General features: G+C 39.8%; 21 protein-coding genes. 9 read left to right on the top strand and 12 right to left on the bottom strand.

The window, feature by feature from the left end; translation table 11 throughout:
- Positions 1 to 89: 89 nt before the first annotated feature.
- Both RR876_RS16165 and RR876_RS16160 read left to right on the top strand, forming a co-directional pair.
- The gene (locus tag RR876_RS16165) at positions 90 to 2,231 is read left to right on the top strand and encodes an HAD-IA family hydrolase (RefSeq protein ID WP_332477797.1); all 2,142 of its coding nucleotides are present in this window, start codon (positions 90 to 92) and stop codon (positions 2,229 to 2,231) included.
- Positions 2,232 to 2,364: 133 nt separating this feature from the next.
- Positions 2,365 to 2,853 carry a helix-turn-helix domain-containing protein gene (locus RR876_RS16160; RefSeq protein ID WP_332477798.1) on the top strand — a complete coding sequence of 163 codons (489 nt, stop codon included), beginning with the start codon at positions 2,365 to 2,367 and terminating at the stop codon, positions 2,851 to 2,853.
- Positions 2,854 to 2,855: 2 nt separating this feature from the next.
- Here RR876_RS16160 and RR876_RS16155 read toward each other — a convergent pair whose 3' ends face one another.
- From RR876_RS16155 to tusD, 4 genes are read right to left on the bottom strand one after another with little or no spacing between them, the layout of a single operon-like run.
- A complete protein-coding gene (locus RR876_RS16155; RefSeq protein WP_332477799.1) occupies positions 2,856 to 3,167 on the bottom strand; it encodes a TusE/DsrC/DsvC family sulfur relay protein in 312 nt (103 codons plus the stop codon).
- 14 nt (positions 3,168 to 3,181) lie between these two features.
- A complete protein-coding gene (locus tag RR876_RS16150) occupies positions 3,182 to 3,463 on the bottom strand; it encodes a DsrH/TusB family sulfur metabolism protein (RefSeq protein WP_332477800.1) in 282 nt (93 codons plus the stop codon).
- A gap of 10 nt (positions 3,464 to 3,473) precedes the next feature.
- Positions 3,474 to 3,824 carry a hypothetical protein gene (locus tag RR876_RS16145; protein ID WP_332477801.1) on the bottom strand — a complete coding sequence of 117 codons (351 nt, stop codon included), beginning with the start codon at positions 3,822 to 3,824 and terminating at the stop codon, positions 3,474 to 3,476.
- 44 nt (positions 3,825 to 3,868) lie between these two features.
- A complete protein-coding gene (gene tusD / locus RR876_RS16140; RefSeq protein WP_332477802.1) occupies positions 3,869 to 4,237 on the bottom strand; it encodes a sulfurtransferase complex subunit TusD in 369 nt (122 codons plus the stop codon).
- 282 nt (positions 4,238 to 4,519) lie between these two features.
- On the opposite strand from tusD, the gene RR876_RS16135 reads away from it, so the two are divergent.
- Positions 4,520 to 5,539 (top strand): site-specific integrase, encoded by a 1,020-nt coding sequence (locus tag RR876_RS16135; protein ID WP_332477803.1) that lies wholly within the window; start codon positions 4,520 to 4,522, stop codon positions 5,537 to 5,539.
- Here the strand turns inward: RR876_RS16135 and RR876_RS16130 are convergent.
- The 7 genes from RR876_RS16130 to RR876_RS16100 form a co-directional block, all read right to left on the bottom strand.
- A complete protein-coding gene (locus RR876_RS16130; protein ID WP_332477804.1) occupies positions 5,536 to 5,820 on the bottom strand; it encodes an HTH domain-containing protein in 285 nt (94 codons plus the stop codon). The two genes, RR876_RS16135 and RR876_RS16130, sit on opposite strands and share 4 nt — an antisense overlap.
- Positions 5,820 to 6,005 (bottom strand): hypothetical protein, encoded by a 186-nt coding sequence (locus RR876_RS16125; protein WP_332477805.1) that lies wholly within the window; start codon positions 6,003 to 6,005, stop codon positions 5,820 to 5,822. The genes RR876_RS16130 and RR876_RS16125 overlap by 1 nt, the downstream gene beginning before the upstream one ends.
- A complete protein-coding gene (locus tag RR876_RS16120) occupies positions 5,998 to 6,480 on the bottom strand; it encodes a class I SAM-dependent methyltransferase (protein WP_332477806.1) in 483 nt (160 codons plus the stop codon). The genes RR876_RS16125 and RR876_RS16120 overlap by 8 nt, the downstream gene beginning before the upstream one ends.
- A 142-nt stretch (positions 6,481 to 6,622) precedes the next feature.
- Positions 6,623 to 7,606, bottom strand: coding sequence for a hypothetical protein (locus RR876_RS16115; protein WP_332477807.1), 984 nt, complete (start codon positions 7,604 to 7,606; stop codon positions 6,623 to 6,625).
- Positions 7,603 to 8,676 (bottom strand): ATP-binding protein, encoded by a 1,074-nt coding sequence (locus RR876_RS16110; protein ID WP_332477808.1) that lies wholly within the window; start codon positions 8,674 to 8,676, stop codon positions 7,603 to 7,605. The genes RR876_RS16115 and RR876_RS16110 overlap by 4 nt, the downstream gene beginning before the upstream one ends.
- A gap of 13 nt (positions 8,677 to 8,689) precedes the next feature.
- Positions 8,690 to 8,995, bottom strand: coding sequence for a hypothetical protein (locus RR876_RS16105; RefSeq protein WP_332477809.1), 306 nt, complete (start codon positions 8,993 to 8,995; stop codon positions 8,690 to 8,692).
- Complete coding sequence (locus RR876_RS16100) at positions 8,995 to 9,423, bottom strand: hypothetical protein (RefSeq protein WP_332477810.1); 429 nt, start codon at positions 9,421 to 9,423, stop codon at positions 8,995 to 8,997. Before RR876_RS16100 ends, RR876_RS16105 begins: the two co-directional genes overlap by 1 nt.
- A gap of 303 nt (positions 9,424 to 9,726) precedes the next feature.
- On the opposite strand from RR876_RS16100, the gene RR876_RS16095 reads away from it, so the two are divergent.
- On the top strand, positions 9,727 to 11,379 hold the full coding sequence (locus RR876_RS16095; RefSeq protein ID WP_332477811.1) for a DUF4041 domain-containing protein: 1,653 nt from the start codon (positions 9,727 to 9,729) through the stop codon (positions 11,377 to 11,379).
- A gap of 52 nt (positions 11,380 to 11,431) precedes the next feature.
- On the opposite strand, the gene RR876_RS16090 is transcribed toward RR876_RS16095, so the two are convergent.
- On the bottom strand, positions 11,432 to 12,202 hold the full coding sequence (locus RR876_RS16090) for a LexA family transcriptional regulator (RefSeq protein WP_332477812.1): 771 nt from the start codon (positions 12,200 to 12,202) through the stop codon (positions 11,432 to 11,434).
- A 129-nt stretch (positions 12,203 to 12,331) separates the two neighbouring features.
- On the opposite strand from RR876_RS16090, the gene RR876_RS16085 reads away from it, so the two are divergent.
- The 5 genes from RR876_RS16085 to RR876_RS16065 all read left to right on the top strand — a co-directional run.
- On the top strand, positions 12,332 to 12,556 hold the full coding sequence (locus RR876_RS16085) for an XRE family transcriptional regulator (protein WP_151769306.1): 225 nt from the start codon (positions 12,332 to 12,334) through the stop codon (positions 12,554 to 12,556).
- Positions 12,557 to 12,614: 58 nt separating this feature from the next.
- Positions 12,615 to 13,115, top strand: a complete 501-nt coding sequence (locus RR876_RS16080) for a phage regulatory CII family protein (protein ID WP_332477813.1) — start codon at positions 12,615 to 12,617, stop codon at positions 13,113 to 13,115.
- 228 nt (positions 13,116 to 13,343) lie between these two features.
- Positions 13,344 to 13,598: a hypothetical protein gene (locus tag RR876_RS16075; protein ID WP_332477814.1), complete on the top strand. Its 255-nt coding sequence runs from the start codon at positions 13,344 to 13,346 to the stop codon at positions 13,596 to 13,598.
- Entirely contained in the window at positions 13,595 to 13,903 is a 309-nt protein-coding gene (locus RR876_RS16070; RefSeq protein ID WP_332477815.1) for a hypothetical protein, read from the top strand. Before RR876_RS16075 ends, RR876_RS16070 begins: the two co-directional genes overlap by 4 nt.
- Positions 13,900 to 14,509 (top strand): helix-turn-helix domain-containing protein (locus tag RR876_RS16065; RefSeq protein ID WP_332637106.1); only part of this gene is annotated, 610 nt, incomplete at its 3' end. The genes RR876_RS16070 and RR876_RS16065, both read left to right, overlap by 4 nt.

Genomic DNA, 14,509 nt, shown 5'->3' with positions numbered 1-14,509 from the left:
AATAAACAAAAATGTTTCATAAAATCAGATCAAAGTCTCTGTGCTCGATTTTTGTATAGTCTAAGTGCAAACATAAAAACGGAGGCTAAATGTTTAAATTTAAGAATGATATTGTGCATGGTGCGCTTTTTGACATGGATGGAACAATGTTTGATACCGAGCGTTTACGGTTTCAAACCTTGAAACAGGCATCCAAAGAGCTAATTGGGGTCGAGTTTTCAGATGCCTATCTTATGGCATGTTTAGGCTTAAGCGCCAGAAGTGCGGAAGCCTTGGCACAAAAGCAATATGGACAGGAAGTTCCCTATGCTGAGATTCGTAAGCGGGCAGACGAATTAGAATTAGAAACAGTGCGCCAATATGGTGTGCCGATTAAAAAAGGATTGGTGCAAGTTTTAGAACGCCTACGCAAAGCAGGATTACGTATGGCCGTGGCGACTTCTAGTCGAAGAGCGATTGCTGAAGAGTATTTAATCAACGCCAATGTTTATAAGTTTTTTGATGTTTTGGTCTGTGGTGACGAGGTTGAAAAGGGGAAACCACATCCTGAAATTTTCTTAAGTGCAGCGCAAAAACTAAACCTTGAACCTGCACAGTGTTTTATGTTTGAAGACTCTGAAAATGGTATCCGCTCGGCACATGATGCTGGGGGCATCTGTGTACTGTTTAAAGATATTAAGGAACCCAATGCAAGCATGTTGGCACATGCAAATTATTATTTTGAAAATATGTATGATTATCTAATGGAATTAGATATCTACAGCTCGCATCTTGAAATGCCCAATTTACAAGAAAGCTTTCCCCAGACTTTAAATCAACTGACCGTCGGGATTCATGGATTTGGTGCCATCGGCGGGGGCTATATCGCACAAATCTTGTCACACTGGGACGGCTATACGCGTCCTAAAAAAATCTATGCGTCTACACGGAACAGTTTATACCGTTCAGCTGTAAACGCTTTTGGTGCGTATTGTATTCGCTATGGGCAAGTGTCTTATGATGAGCGCATTGAAAATATGCATATTATCGATGCTGAGGACTTACAGCAAATGCACACTATGTACGTCGAGTCGAGTTTAATTGCGATTTGTTTAGCTGAAAATGCTTTAGTCAGTGAAGCAGCGACCATTGCACAGGGCCTCTATGCCCGCTATCTGGCGCAAGATGAGCAAGTTCAAACGCCACTGACGCTGTTAATTATCTTAAATAAAATTGGCGCCAAGCAGTTGGTTCTACAGCAGGTACGTAAAGCATTGGTGGAGTTAACAGAACATGCTGTTGCCGATTTTATTTTAGAGCAGCACTATTTCTGCGATACGGTTGTGAACCGTATGGTGTCTAAGCTGAGCGATAAAAATCTATATCGTCAACTGTGTATTAAATACAATATTTTTAAGCAATATCAACTTGATGACGAGAGTAATCAAATTGAAGTTGAAGATGTCAGTAAACTCAGTGCAGAACAAGAGCGCCGTGCCAGTGAATATGTAGAAGATTTAAGACAAAATTTTCAACCGAGTCATATTTTACAACATATGGATTTAATTCTTTTCAATGCTGAAATGGATATGCCGATCTATGTGGAAAACAAAAGTCCCTTACTCAGTAAAATGCGTCAAATGATCTTGGTAGATCAAATTTCAGATATTCAGCTCATTAAAAACCGCTTATGGAATGGCGTACATGCCATGACTGCGTGGTATGCCAGCCTACTCGGGCATCAGACCATTGGCGTAGCAATGGGCGATCCGCGAGTACAGTACTTCGTTGAAAAACTGCTTGCAGAAGTGATGCAGGGTCTGGCTCATTACCTGCCAAAACGCAAAAATGATTTAACGTGCTTAGCACGAAGTTTTGATCAATCTTGTCAGTATGCTTATAAAGACCCATGTAGTCGGGTTGGGCGTGATCCACTGCGTAAGTTAAGTGCATTTGAACGTGTATTTTCATCGGTCGCGTATAATGTTTCGAATGGATTTTCTTTTGAAGCGCTATTAAGTGGTGCGATTTTTGGTTATCTGTATTTGATGGGAGAAGAGGAACAGCCCATAGATGTGTTGTTAGGGCATCTGAAGCAGCAGCTTCAACAGATGAACCTGTCAAAAGCGCACAAAAAAGCGCTGTATTATGTCATTCAAAAACGTCTCAATGAATATCAAAAAGGTGAGCTGGGAATGGAAGACTTTATGGTCCCTGACCAGCCTCAAAATACTGAAATGAGCTGTGCTTAAGCCTTCATGACGTTCAGATGTCTTTGAGCCGACTAAAATGTGAAAACAACATAAGAAAAGCTGGGTAAAAAGAGCTTTTCTTATGGTCTTAAATCTTTTAACGTTAGGCCTAAGAGAGATTTGGTTTTTTTCAATGAAATGGGATGAGATAGGAGAGCAACCGTGTTCAATTGCACGAACGCTGTCGGTGATTGGCGATCGGTGGACGATGTTGATTTTACGAAATGCATTCTTGGGTGCACGCCGTTTTGAAAGTTTTCAACAAAACTTAGGTGTCACTCGTCATGTGCTTTCTGAGCGTTTAAAGCGCTTGGTTGAACATGATATTTTGGAGAAAAGACCCTATACAGATCGCCAAGAGCGCTTTGAATATTGTCTGACTGAAAAAGGTTTGGCTTTATACCCAGTGCTGATGTCCATGGCAACATGGGCCGATCAATGGATGGACGAAGGCTTAGGTCGTCCCGTGCAATTTATCCATAAAACCTGTGGGCATAGCATTCAACCACATTTGGTTTGCAACGAATGTGGTGATGCCATACATGCCAAAGACATCAAAGCGATACAGACACAGGTTTATATCGATGCTTTAGCTGCTCAATCAGACGTTAAACAAGCTTAAGCTTATAAACAGTTGGCAGGTTTTGGCACACCTGCCAAACGGCTCAGATGGCGTGCCACAAGCCCAGTATTAAACTTTTCTTGCAGTACAGCATTGTTGATGTCTGCACTGACTGTTTTCATTAAAAACTTAATCAGCGGACGTGTTGCAGGTGAGTGTCCAAACTGTTGGTAAAACTGACGCACTGCCATGAGGATTTCAAAGTGCCAATCGGTCAATTCAAGCTCTAAAGATTTTGCTAACTCTTTTGCAACCTCTTGATTCCAAATGGTGTAATCGACTAAATGACCATCTTGGTCTAATTCTAAATTCATCTAAACACTCAAAATTATTTTAAACTGATACAACGACTATGGCTTAAGCATAGCTCAGCAAAACTAGCATAGCTGATGGTTTCTAGGTTACTCGGATGGACAGCAGCGATATTTTCAGCATCCTGTTCAAGCACAAATACACAAGCTAACTGCTGAATAAAAGTATGCTCTATATAAAGAGCTGCATCTCCCATTAAAACTACATCGTCCCCTGATTGATACAGGTTTTGTAATTTACTCAGGGCTTGCTCCGTCGCGGAAAATGGAGACTGCACAAGATAAAGTGTTTTGCTCATAGCTGTCTCCTTACCAATACAATACATGGTCAAACTGTTGTATTAAATTGGCATTGAGTTCAACACATTCAATTTCTTGCTCGGTTTGTTGAACAAAAGCAGAAGCTTGATTCTTGGTTTCAATCCAAATTGGGCTTAAGTCATAAAACTCAAAGCTATCAACCATGTTTGAAGCCAGTTTAAACGCATGTTTTAAGGGGTCAAATGACTGAGTATTGTTTAATAAGCTGAGTGCAGCATCTTGTAATAAGACTTTGACTTCACAGCCAAAAGTCGCAAGAACCATGGTTGCAGACAGGCTTTCATGCACCTGCAAAGAGTTCAAATTGGCTTGGGTTAAAATAACCAGTACAGATTTCACACAATATACCTTTTAAAAGCAACAAATTCTTGAAAACTTAGCACTTAGAATTGAATTAAGCGCTCTGCAGATTGAACGGCATCGGCCAGTTCCCCTAGGCCGACCAAGTCAAAACCTGTAGCAAGATTATGCTGTGCTAACTGATGACGCTGTGCATTTTCGGCATCGGTAATTCCTCGGGCCAAGGCTGCACTTACACAAACGGGTAGGCGAATGGTGAGCTTTTGCCACTCAGAACATAGATTCCGTTGGTCGTCAGGTTCCCATTGCAGCGCATTGGCAACTTGAACACCATCTTGGTAGAAAAACACTCGAAAGGGTTCATTTTTCGCATGCAGTGCTTGTGCTAAACCTAAAGCATGCCATGCATGAATCGAACTCGGTGCGGAGGTAATTAGTAATAAAGTACTCATCAAACTTCACTAGAGGAATGTCCAAACCTTGCTTGGTACATTCGGACTTCATAATAAAAAGGTAGTATACAATGATTTTAGGTGGTATCTATAAAATTTCACACCAAATATAAAAATTAATTTAAAAATAATCATTTAAAAACAATAGATTATTAAATTGATTTGAATGTCAAACAACAAAAATCCATTTTCTATCTGCACGAAATTCCCTGTATTTTCTTTCCTTTTACTACATTCTCGATAGAATAAAAGGCAATCTGCACCAAATCTACACCAAGAAAAATGAAGCTTCCGAAACCAATACAACGTGGGTCAACTTGGCGTATCACTGTTACTTTTGACAAGCAGCGATACTCAGTGACCAGAGATACAGCAAAAGAGTGCGAGCACTGGGCATCAATCAAGCTGCTAGAGCTTAAAACAGGTAAGGCTGATTTAGAACAAGGAATAAAGCCAGCATACCCATTTCGTCAATTATGCGATAAGTACTATCAAGAACATGGTAGACATATGCGGTCTGCTAGAACAATTATGCTCAAGATTAAAAACCTCGATCGCATTGCACCCAATGTTGCCGATAAGTCTATCTATGATTTTAAACCCAGCGATATTGTTGAGTGGCGAAATAAACGAAAAAAAGAAGTCAAAGTATCAACTTTAAGAAATGAGCATGCTATCTATTCGGCTGTTTTCACTTATGCCTTGAAAGAGCTTTTTTTAATTGAGTCGAATGTTTGGCAAACTGTGCCGATGCCAAGTAAGGAAAAATCACGAAATCAGCGGATTATGCCTGAACAACAAGAAGTGTTGCTTAAAGCGTTGGATTGGGATGGTGAATCTACACCTGAGAAGTCAAAGCATTATGTAGCATGGGCATTTTTATTTGCGCTTGAAACAGCAATGCGACAAGGTGAAATATTGGCAATGCGCAGATCAGACTTGAGAGATGGTTTTGTACATCTGCCAATGACTAAAAATGGCGAGTCTCGAAACGTACCGTTATCGAAAGAAGCAAAGCGCCTGCTTTCATTATTACCTTTGGATAATGACATTCTGGTGCCGATCGACAAGGATATATGTTGCGCAACGTGGGTGAGAGCTAAAAAAAGAGCGAATCTACCTCACATTAATTTCCACGACTCACGACATGAATCAATCACGAGAATGGTTAAGGTTCGGAAATTGCCAGTTGAGGTTTTAGCAAAGATCACCGGGCATAAAACGATTGGGATATTAATTAACACTTACTACAATCCAGACGCTCAGGACCTAGTTGAAATGTTTAATGACAGTGAGAGCTAATTAGCTCTCGGTCTGCCTCTTTTATTTTTTGCTGTGAGTATGCCGTGCGCTAGGCGAGGGTTGTACAAGCATTTGCCTTGTGTACCTTGATTAATAGATGCAAGGCGCTCACGGATGGTTGTCGTTGATAGATTATATTTTTCCGCTAATTTAGCAGCAGATACTAATTCCACCTCAACTTCTTTCAGCTCTTTGACAATACCACCACCGATATTCTGCCCAAGCATGACTTGTGGAGGTGTGTCTGACTCAACTGTAATGATGTACTTTAATGCCCCCATTAAAACACCTCCTTCAATTCCACTTCTGACTTGGGTCCCTCATCGGGATACCCCCAATAAACTAAAATTTTGTACAGGGCAGAGGCTTGCTCCGCCGTGAATGTTTTGGTTGCACCTGATTGGCCTATGACGAGTGGTGCAAATTCTTCAGCAAGCTCTTGGGCGATGAGTTGGAGGTTAGTCATTAGCCTGCTCCATTTTCATGAAAGTGATCCAGTGAGTATTCGCACGCTTACCACTGATATGTCCGAACACAGGCTTTTGATCAGCCAATGCTAAAATTTCACTGACTTTAATTTGAGTTTCATTCCACTTAAAAATAAGCACACCGTCGTTGGCCAACACGCGAAAACATTCCTCAAATCCTTTTTGGATATCTTCCCGCCAATTTGCTTGAAGTTTTCCATACTTCAAAGCTAACCAGCTTGCCTTGCCTACTTTGATCAAATGTGGTGGATCAAATACAACTAAGTTGAATTGACCATTTTTGAATGGCATTGCACGAAAGTCCATTTCAATTTCAGGAGTTACCTCAAGAGAGCGACCATCACATAAAATGTGCTTTTCTGTACGAATATCTCCGAATACGACATTTGGATTTGTACGATCGAAATGCATCATGCGAGAGCCGCAGCAGGGATCAAGGATTTTTGCACTCATTTGCTTTCTCTCCAACGTGCTTCTTTTAACTTTGCATTAATAACTAATGCATCAATTTCACTGGCGTTCACCTTGTCGAAAATATGTGTCATCTTCACTCCGAACACTGTGAGTGTTCGGGTTAAGGAGGAGTACTCATACTTCATGAAGCCACCTCACTTGATTGATTCTCCAGCTCAAAGCGACGTCGCTTCACAAAGCCCATCAACTTGGATTGGATCTCAGGGTGACGGCCATAGACCTCAATTTCCAAACAATCTAATTCAGTTAAATCTTTGGCATTCTCGATTTGAACCATCAATGAAGGTGGTTGCTCCTCATTACCTGCAGTGGAAGCACTTAGCTCACTCAAACGGTTGTGAATAGCAGTTAGCAGAGGTTTGCGTTGTTCTTCTGACCATTCACTGGTGTATCTAACTAGTGCATTTGCTTCTGCAGGTGACTGAGCACTGGCAGCGCGTTCCAGCAATCCGTTTAATAGATTTTGATGCTGTTCATCATTGTTGTTTTGAGTTTGAAGAAGTTGCTCGGCATTTTGCTGTAATCGCTTAAGTTCACCCACTTTGAGATCATTAGAATCATCAGATGTCTTTTTTTCTACAGGGATTGAGGCTGTTTCCGCTGCTGCTGCTTCAAGTTCAGGTTTACTTTCCTCTACATTCTTTTCTTTGGCTTTACGTCCACGTTTTTGTTTTGGTGGAGCATTCATTTCAGTAAATTCAACAATATCGGCTTGGCGATATTCACGGTCAAAGAGTTTACAGAATGCCTCTGCCTGTAGCTGTGCGTTAGCTAGATCGCGTTGCGCAAAGCCACGTGCGACAGATTGATTTATTGCTTCATGACAGACTTGGTATTTATGGTGATGTATCTCGCCATTGGCCTGAACAATATAAATATCATCACCATGCTCAACTTCATCATCATCTAGTGGTTTTGTAAAAGTAATACCCGCAACTTCGATAGTGTCGATCTTGATGCAAAACTCATAACCGGGTTTAGAAAAGATGGTGGCAGGGAACTGGTCCAAGTCATCAAAAGTGATTAATTCACCTGCAGCGCGGCACATGATATTTCGACCAGCCATCATTGCTTCAAAAGCTTCAGTACCATTTAAAATGTTCATGCTGTCCATCCCTCCATATCTGACTTTGCTTGGCAAGAATTTAGAATTTGTTGTTCGTATTTGGTCCCTTTGAAAAAATCAGCAGGGTATTGAAGTTCAACTGCGCTTTGTGCCTTTTGAATTACAGCTAATGCCTGTTGGTAGTCTTGTTCCAGCAATGCATCTTGTTCCTGCTGAAGCTGTTCATCATTTGCTTGCTGTGCCTCAGCATTCCGTTTAATCATATCGTTGAGTGATTTACAGGTTTCATCAAACTTTTGCTGTTGAACATCATGCAAACTGTTTAAGCCGCGTTTTGTGCAGAATTTCTCAATATCGACACCCGCATTTTTCATTAACTCCTCAAGCTCTAGGTATTGGTTACCATCAATACAAGAATCAGCAGAACCTGATAGAAGCCATTGCTTAAGTAGGATTCCATCGTTTTCACTTAGAACGCGTGGCTCTTCAAAAATACGCGTACGATCTTTGGTTTTTATAGCGAAGTTGTCGTGTGTAATATCCAAGACTGTCGTGAACTCATATTCAATGCCATCGCGTTGTTCAGCCTTCATCCCAACTTTTTCCACTTTCTTTTTACCTTTGCTATCGGTAACTTGAACGGTTTCCATTTTCGAGCGCAGCGTCACGATAATATTGATGCTAGACTGCAGCATTGCATCGATAAACTTACGGTGGCGAGGGGTCACTTCACTCCATGCACCCCAGCTATTACCTCTAAATGTAGTGCTCGCCAGCTTATCTACAATTTCAAGACAACCACCTACACCCGACCATTCATGAGTGATGCTATCTAAGATAAGTGTGTCAAAACCTGCGTCTTCAGCGGCCTTAATAGCACCTATGAATTTTTCAGGAGTGTAGGGAGGTTGCAAGTTCGCATGTTCAAACAGAACAACATCATCATAGAGTTCAGCACTACTGTTTTCTGTATCTGCAACAGCAATACGCCCACCAATACCCTTGGCAATAAGCAGAGCACCCATAGTTTTTCCAGATCCTGTAGGGCCAGCTATAGCAAGACGTAATTTGGCATTTTTACGTTGAGCTTTCTTAAAAAATACAGTCATGATTAAAGCCCCCTTATGCCCAGAACAGTGAGCCTTTAGCTCGTTTATATGATTTTGGATAAGTACGTGTAAGTGACTTCTGAAGACGAACAGCCATGGTTTTTCTTTGTTGGAAAGCTCGTTCACGTTCAAAGTTTTCACGAATCCAAGGCTTAGCAGCGTGAACCTCAAGCGTGATTAGCTGTTCGGTACCATCCTTATTCACCACATAGATATGGCGACCTTTTTCAAAGTAGGTTGAATGACCGAGACGCATACGAATGTTGCCTTCGTCATCTTGGCTGATGAACTCAGAAAACTTTTGAGTAGAAGTAGTCATTAGCCTGCCTCCACTAAACGATGTTTTTCGATATAGCCTTTGATAAGGGCATTGAAGTTCTGATGGTCGATGTGGTTTGTGAAATCGTTGTACGGATTGCCTAGGGCATCTGAAACGGTCACTTTGTCTAGGTTGGTTACGTCGACAGCGGTGAATTCACTACCCGGTACGCCGTAGCTATCTTCAAATGCTTCAACTTCAAAACGTGCAGTAACACGGAAACCATCTAAACGAATAATCGCTTCGCCGTGGTTTTCACCAGTCATGCGTAATGCAAGGAGTTGATATTCAGAAGGGGCTACGTTGGCAACTATTGGTTGTGCAGCTTGTGGTGCAGTTTTAAACCCACAGCTAAGCACGCCTATTGTTACAGCAGCTACACCAAGAGATATCTTGATGCTATTGAAAGGGGATAAGGTTTTGTTCATAATTGATCTCGCAAGTTTGCAAAGCCCTGATAGCCGTCCAAAGTCATCGGGGCTTTTTTGTTGTTTACGAGATAAAATATACCTGTGAGGTAAAATAAAGTAAATACCTGCTAGGTGAAAATAAGAATTATTTTTTACTACTCTGGTAAACTAAAGTTAATTAAGTGAAATAGTAATTAACTGTAAGACATATAAATTTATTAGAATTTATTTTAATAATTGATTTTATTTAAAAAAATGATAAGAATTGATTATTTTTTAAATGATTAATTAAAGATGGTATTACTTTTATTGATAGCCTTAATGGCTTTAGGGGGTGTGGTTTATTATTTTTTCATAAAAAATAAGGAACTACAGGTTAGAGAGTCTGAATTAATAGAGAAAAATAAAAAGCTATCAATTGATATTACTAAAAATGAAGCACAAGTTAGCAGTGATTATAGGCAGATAACTGGCCTTTTAAATCAAAAAGAAGCTTTGGAAAAGCGCTTAGTTGAACTTGAAAAGTATCAAGAAATTGTAGATATTAAAAAATATGTTGAGTCTGAAAAAGAAAATTGCATTTATGAAATTTCAAAGGCTAAAAAGGATTGGGAGTTAGAAAAAGAAGCTAAACTTCAGTCGTATGATTCATATAAAAAGATGATTGTCGCTGAGGGTGAAACACTTAAAAATGAGATTAAAAGTAAAATTAAATCCGTAGAAATCTTCCTGCAAGAACACTCTGAAAAAACAAAAACTCAGATTGAAAATCAAGCCCAAAAACTCCTTGGAGAATACTTTGATCTAGCAGAACGAAAACTAGAGTTAAGTAAACTTAATAGAGCACTTGAGAACAAAATTCAAGGTTATGGTGATGAATACTTGCTTCCCAACCAAGCTATCCTTGAAGATCTTATTGATGGTTATGAGCATCTTGATGCATCTCAAAGATTAAAAACAATAAAGTCAGAGATTAAAATAGCAATTAAACAAAATGTTGTTGCTGAGTGTGATTATGTTGAGGATCACAGAAGAACAACAGCAATTGCTTTCATAACAAATGCCTTTAATAGTAAGGCTGATGTTCATGTATCAAGATTAAGACATGATAACGTTGGTAAGCTAACAGAAGCTCTAAAGGAGGATTACTTGCTCCTTAATAATTATGGCGTGGCCTTCAGAAACGCAAGAATTAATCCATCGTATTTAGCACTAAGGGTGGAAGAGCTTAAATGGGCAGCTTTGGTTCTAGAGTACAAGGAGAGGGAGCGCGAAGAGCAAAGAGAAATTCGTGAGCAAATACGTGAAGAGGAAAAGGCAAGAAAAGAATATGAGCGTGCTATAAAAGAAGCAAGCAAAGAAGAAGAGTTTTTGAAAAAGGCCTATGAAAAAGCAAGGAAAGAATTTGACCAAGCATCAGATGATCAAAAATCAAAATATGATCAAAAAATGAATGAGTTAATGCTAAAGCTAAAAGAGGCAGAAGAAAAAAATCAGAGAGCAATATCTATGGCACAACAGACACGAGCTGGCCACGTGTATGTAATTTCAAATATAGGCTCGTTTGGTGAAAACGTTTTAAAACTTGGTATGACTAGAAGATTGGAGCCGTTAGATCGTGTTCGTGAGTTGGGTGACGCCTCAGTTCCATTTACTTTTGATGTTCATGCGATGATTTATAGTGATGATGCACCAGCACTTGAGAAAAAGCTTCATCACCACTTTAATCATGAGCGTGTTAATAAAGTGAATTACCGGAAAGAGTTTTTTAAAACACCTTTAGAGGGTGTTAAAAAGTTTTTAGAGGATGAGGGGATTCAAGCTAAGTTCACCCTAAAAGCTGAGGCGTTACAATATAGAGAATCTTTACAAATAGAATTATTGCCAGATCATGAGCAGCACATACTTGAGAATGCAATTGAAGAAATAGAGGCAAACAAGTTGGAGTATGTGTTTGATGGTGAGGAAGAGTAATTATTTAGTAACCATTATAGAATAACCCACCACTAGAGGTGGGTTTTTATCTCTAGGGCTTTACGAGTGCTAACTCTAAACGGCCAACAAAATTGATCTCATTTAATTGTTCGTTTGTAATAAATTCATCTGGGTAGCGAACTTTATCAGGGTTATCGCTTGCTAGTCTTACTGTTTTGCTGCCTGCATAACTAACAAAAATACGTTTCATTCTTAATTCATTACTATGTGTAAAAATATATACGTTTCCGTTTTTAAGCATGTCTGGGTCTTTGTCTGATATATCCACAAATAATGGGCTATCAGGAGCCACGGTTGGCCACATACTGTACTCAGATGAGTATATTATTCTTAAATTTTCAGGTTTAGTCTGAATACCCATGATTTTAAGTATGTAAGGATCAATATCAAGATATTCACTTACATCCTCTAAAAAATTCTGAATGCCAGCCCCGCAGGAAGCTTTAATATCCTTATAAACTGGGATTCTCACATTGGTTGTTTTTGTGTCTCCACTTCTAAATTCAATAGGGGCAATTTTAATACCACTAGGCTGAGTATTGCCTAATGCTTCCTCATTTGATTCAAGTGCAAAAGCATTAGCCTGATCTAAAAATCCCTTGGGTTTATCAAAAGCATCTTCAATCTTAGTAGCTGTTTCATCGCCAATATTTTTTGTTGGATTTTTACCAATATATTGACTAATCAGATTGTAGGAAATACCAGTCTTTTCAGCAAAATCCGCACGACTCAATCCAGATTTCTTTAATAGATTTCTAGCATTCATTAAGCGAATCTCATGAATTTGCATCAAGCCAGTCATATGAACCCCATATTTAAAAATACTTGTTAAATTTACCTGATGGGTAGAAAAAATAAATACCCTGATAGGTTGAATTAAATTTACCTTGCAGGTATATTTATATTTAATTTACCTAATAGGTGTATTTGAATGCCCAACCTATATGAATTCTGGAAAGCCTTAAGCGAAACGGAAAAAAATCAATTTTGCCTGCGCGTCGGAGTGTCTTACGGATATATGGAGTCGCATCTAATCCATGGACGCAAAAAGCCTCGTATGGAAACCATTCAAGCAATAGTGGATGCGAGTAACAATAAGCTTTCACATAAGAAATTATTTGAATTTTTCTTAAAGAAGAATCCCTCAGTCGCATAACCAATTATCACTTCATAGATGACTCAAAGAAACGTGAAACAAATCAAGGATTTCACAAATGCAAGAAATAACACTAAGCCGTGAAGCTCAAACGGCAATTTTTAAAATGATTAACCAGACGCAGGGGATTTCACCAAAGGAAATTGCTCAAGTTACTGGTGATTCACACAACACCATTTGCAACTACGGCAACGTAGGTATGCCGAACCACTTACCGAGTTTGAAGAAGCTTGAAACCATAATGATGTATACGCAGAACCCTGAAATTTTAAAGGTGTGGGCGCATCAGATGGGATACGCATTAGTACCAGTGAATTGCGACTCAAGCAAACATCATGAGCTTTCGATCTTTGAAGCAATGATGCAGCACAACATTAAGAGTGGGAAAGCAAACCGTGTTGTGTATGAGGCTTATGAAGATGGGGTGATTACACCAGCGGAATACGAAGAGATCCACCAGATTACCCAGGGCTTGATCGAGTTGATTACCGCTGTGGATCAGGCAGCACTTAAGCAAATGCAGAAGTACACGGCAAATGCTCAAAAAGAAAAAGCCTGATTTCGTGGATCAGGCTTTTCCAATATTCAACACTTGCGGAGTGAATATATGCAAACAAACTTAGCACATCTATTAATCAAAAAAAAGCCTGAGAGTGAGCTCAGACTTTTAGTTCAAAAACATTCTAGTGGAATTGAACATGTATCCGAATCTAGCACACCGAACGGGCAAAAAAAAGCCCGAGAGTTGAGATCGGGCCTTAGTATTCAATTCAGAGGGTACACTTTCATGAACGACGCGAATGTATCACAACAAGTAATTGAAGACAATACGGATTTTCTAGTTGGGGATGTCGTTGTCTTAAAGAAGTCAAATTCAGATCCGCAGCTTCTAACAATCGAAGCATATCAGCCAAAAGATTACTACTGGATTGAAGGTGGTGAGTTGGTTCATCAAGACGATATTCGTACTGCCACTACAGCAGAACTACAGGCTAAACGCCGTCTCACTAAAGCCGAACAAGCTTTAGCAGAGGTTCCATGATTACTAACAAGGCTATTCAAAAGAAGCCTGAGCATAAGCAGATGATGCAGCTTCAATCATGGTACGAGCCAGCACTCCGCACATTAGATGGATTGCTGGAGATCCGTAGAGCAAACCTACGCAAGGTAAATAGTGATGAAAAGAATGCTGCTGTCACGCGTGATGAGTTTATGGAAATGCTGATCAATGAACATCGTATTTCAGCTTGGTATGCAGGTGAAATCATTTCAAGCTTGCATCGAGCAGGTCAGATTTTTATGTTTGGGCGATTCATTCAGATGAATGAAGAGGTAGGTGAGTTGTGAGCTTAGATGCAACGATTTGGGTGTGGAAAGTACGCCAGAAACAAAAGAAAGGCGGCAGTTTAAAACCACTTAAAAAGCTCGTTCTTTTATCACTTGCCGACCGAGCAAGTGAAGATCATTGTGCCTATCCAAGCATGGCGCGGTTGGTGGAAGATACCGAAATGGACCGTAAAACTGTGCTTAAAATCATCGATGAGCTGATTGAAGATGGCTTAATTGTCGATACAGGTGAGCGAAAAGGGCGCACAAAACAGGTCAAAGTTTATCAATTATTAGGTGTAAAAGGTCGGGAAACTATCCCAACAACGGTACTCTTAAACACTGAAGATAGTGATTTAAACAGTCCCAACAATGGAACAGTTCCAACAACGGAACAGTTCCAACAATTCCATGAAAGAGTCCCAACAATTCCGTTAAACAGTCCCAACGTTGGGACACGGAATCTTTCAAAGAATCTCTCATTAGAATCTAAAAATAAAAAAGACTGGCTTTGCTCAAAAAAACTTCGTGAAGAAATTACTTTGGCCGATGACTGCATCGAACCAGAAACCCTCATGACAGCGAAATGGGTGGAACGAGAAAAACGCGCTTTTGAGATTTACAACC

The organism is Acinetobacter sp., assembly GCF_036666595.1.
Lineage (GTDB): Bacteria > Pseudomonadota > Gammaproteobacteria > Pseudomonadales > Moraxellaceae > Acinetobacter.
The sequence above is the reverse complement of the archived record's forward strand: the minus strand, read 5'-3'. Positions and strand labels throughout refer to the sequence as shown.

Excerpts from the sequence above, each read along its gene's own strand:
- RR876_RS16105 (WP_332477809.1), bottom strand. The coding sequence starts at position 8,995 with ATGACTACTTCTACTCAAAAGTTTTCTGAGTTCATCAGCCAAGATGAC.
- RR876_RS16110 (WP_332477808.1), bottom strand. The coding sequence starts at position 8,676 with ATGACTGTATTTTTTAAGAAAGCTCAACGTAAAAATGCCAAATTACGT.
- RR876_RS16125 (WP_332477805.1), bottom strand. The coding sequence starts at position 6,005 with ATGACTAACCTCCAACTCATCGCCCAAGAGCTTGCTGAAGAATTTGCA.
- RR876_RS16100 (WP_332477810.1), bottom strand. The coding sequence starts at position 9,423 with ATGAACAAAACCTTATCCCCTTTCAATAGCATCAAGATATCTCTTGGT.
- RR876_RS16090 (WP_332477812.1), bottom strand. The coding sequence starts at position 12,202 with ATGACTGGCTTGATGCAAATTCATGAGATTCGCTTAATGAATGCTAGA.
- RR876_RS16155 (WP_332477799.1), bottom strand. The coding sequence starts at position 3,167 with ATGAATTTAGAATTAGACCAAGATGGTCATTTAGTCGATTACACCATT.
- tusD (WP_332477802.1), bottom strand. The coding sequence starts at position 4,237 with ATGAGTACTTTATTACTAATTACCTCCGCACCGAGTTCGATTCATGCA.
- RR876_RS16165 (WP_332477797.1), top strand. The coding sequence starts at position 90 with ATGTTTAAATTTAAGAATGATATTGTGCATGGTGCGCTTTTTGACATG.
- RR876_RS16080 (WP_332477813.1), top strand. The coding sequence starts at position 12,615 with ATGCAAGAAATAACACTAAGCCGTGAAGCTCAAACGGCAATTTTTAAA.
- RR876_RS16075 (WP_332477814.1), top strand. The coding sequence starts at position 13,344 with ATGAACGACGCGAATGTATCACAACAAGTAATTGAAGACAATACGGAT.
- RR876_RS16085 (WP_151769306.1), top strand. The coding sequence starts at position 12,332 with ATGCCCAACCTATATGAATTCTGGAAAGCCTTAAGCGAAACGGAAAAA.
- RR876_RS16115 (WP_332477807.1), bottom strand. The coding sequence starts at position 7,606 with ATGAACATTTTAAATGGTACTGAAGCTTTTGAAGCAATGATGGCTGGT.
- RR876_RS16095 (WP_332477811.1), top strand. The coding sequence starts at position 9,727 with ATGGCTTTAGGGGGTGTGGTTTATTATTTTTTCATAAAAAATAAGGAA.
- RR876_RS16070 (WP_332477815.1), top strand. The coding sequence starts at position 13,595 with ATGATTACTAACAAGGCTATTCAAAAGAAGCCTGAGCATAAGCAGATG.
- RR876_RS16130 (WP_332477804.1), bottom strand. The coding sequence starts at position 5,820 with ATGGGGGCATTAAAGTACATCATTACAGTTGAGTCAGACACACCTCCA.
- RR876_RS16135 (WP_332477803.1), top strand. The coding sequence starts at position 4,520 with ATGAAGCTTCCGAAACCAATACAACGTGGGTCAACTTGGCGTATCACT.
- RR876_RS16120 (WP_332477806.1), bottom strand. The coding sequence starts at position 6,480 with ATGAGTGCAAAAATCCTTGATCCCTGCTGCGGCTCTCGCATGATGCAT.
- RR876_RS16160 (WP_332477798.1), top strand. The coding sequence starts at position 2,365 with ATGAAATGGGATGAGATAGGAGAGCAACCGTGTTCAATTGCACGAACG.
- RR876_RS16150 (WP_332477800.1), bottom strand. The coding sequence starts at position 3,463 with ATGAGCAAAACACTTTATCTTGTGCAGTCTCCATTTTCCGCGACGGAG.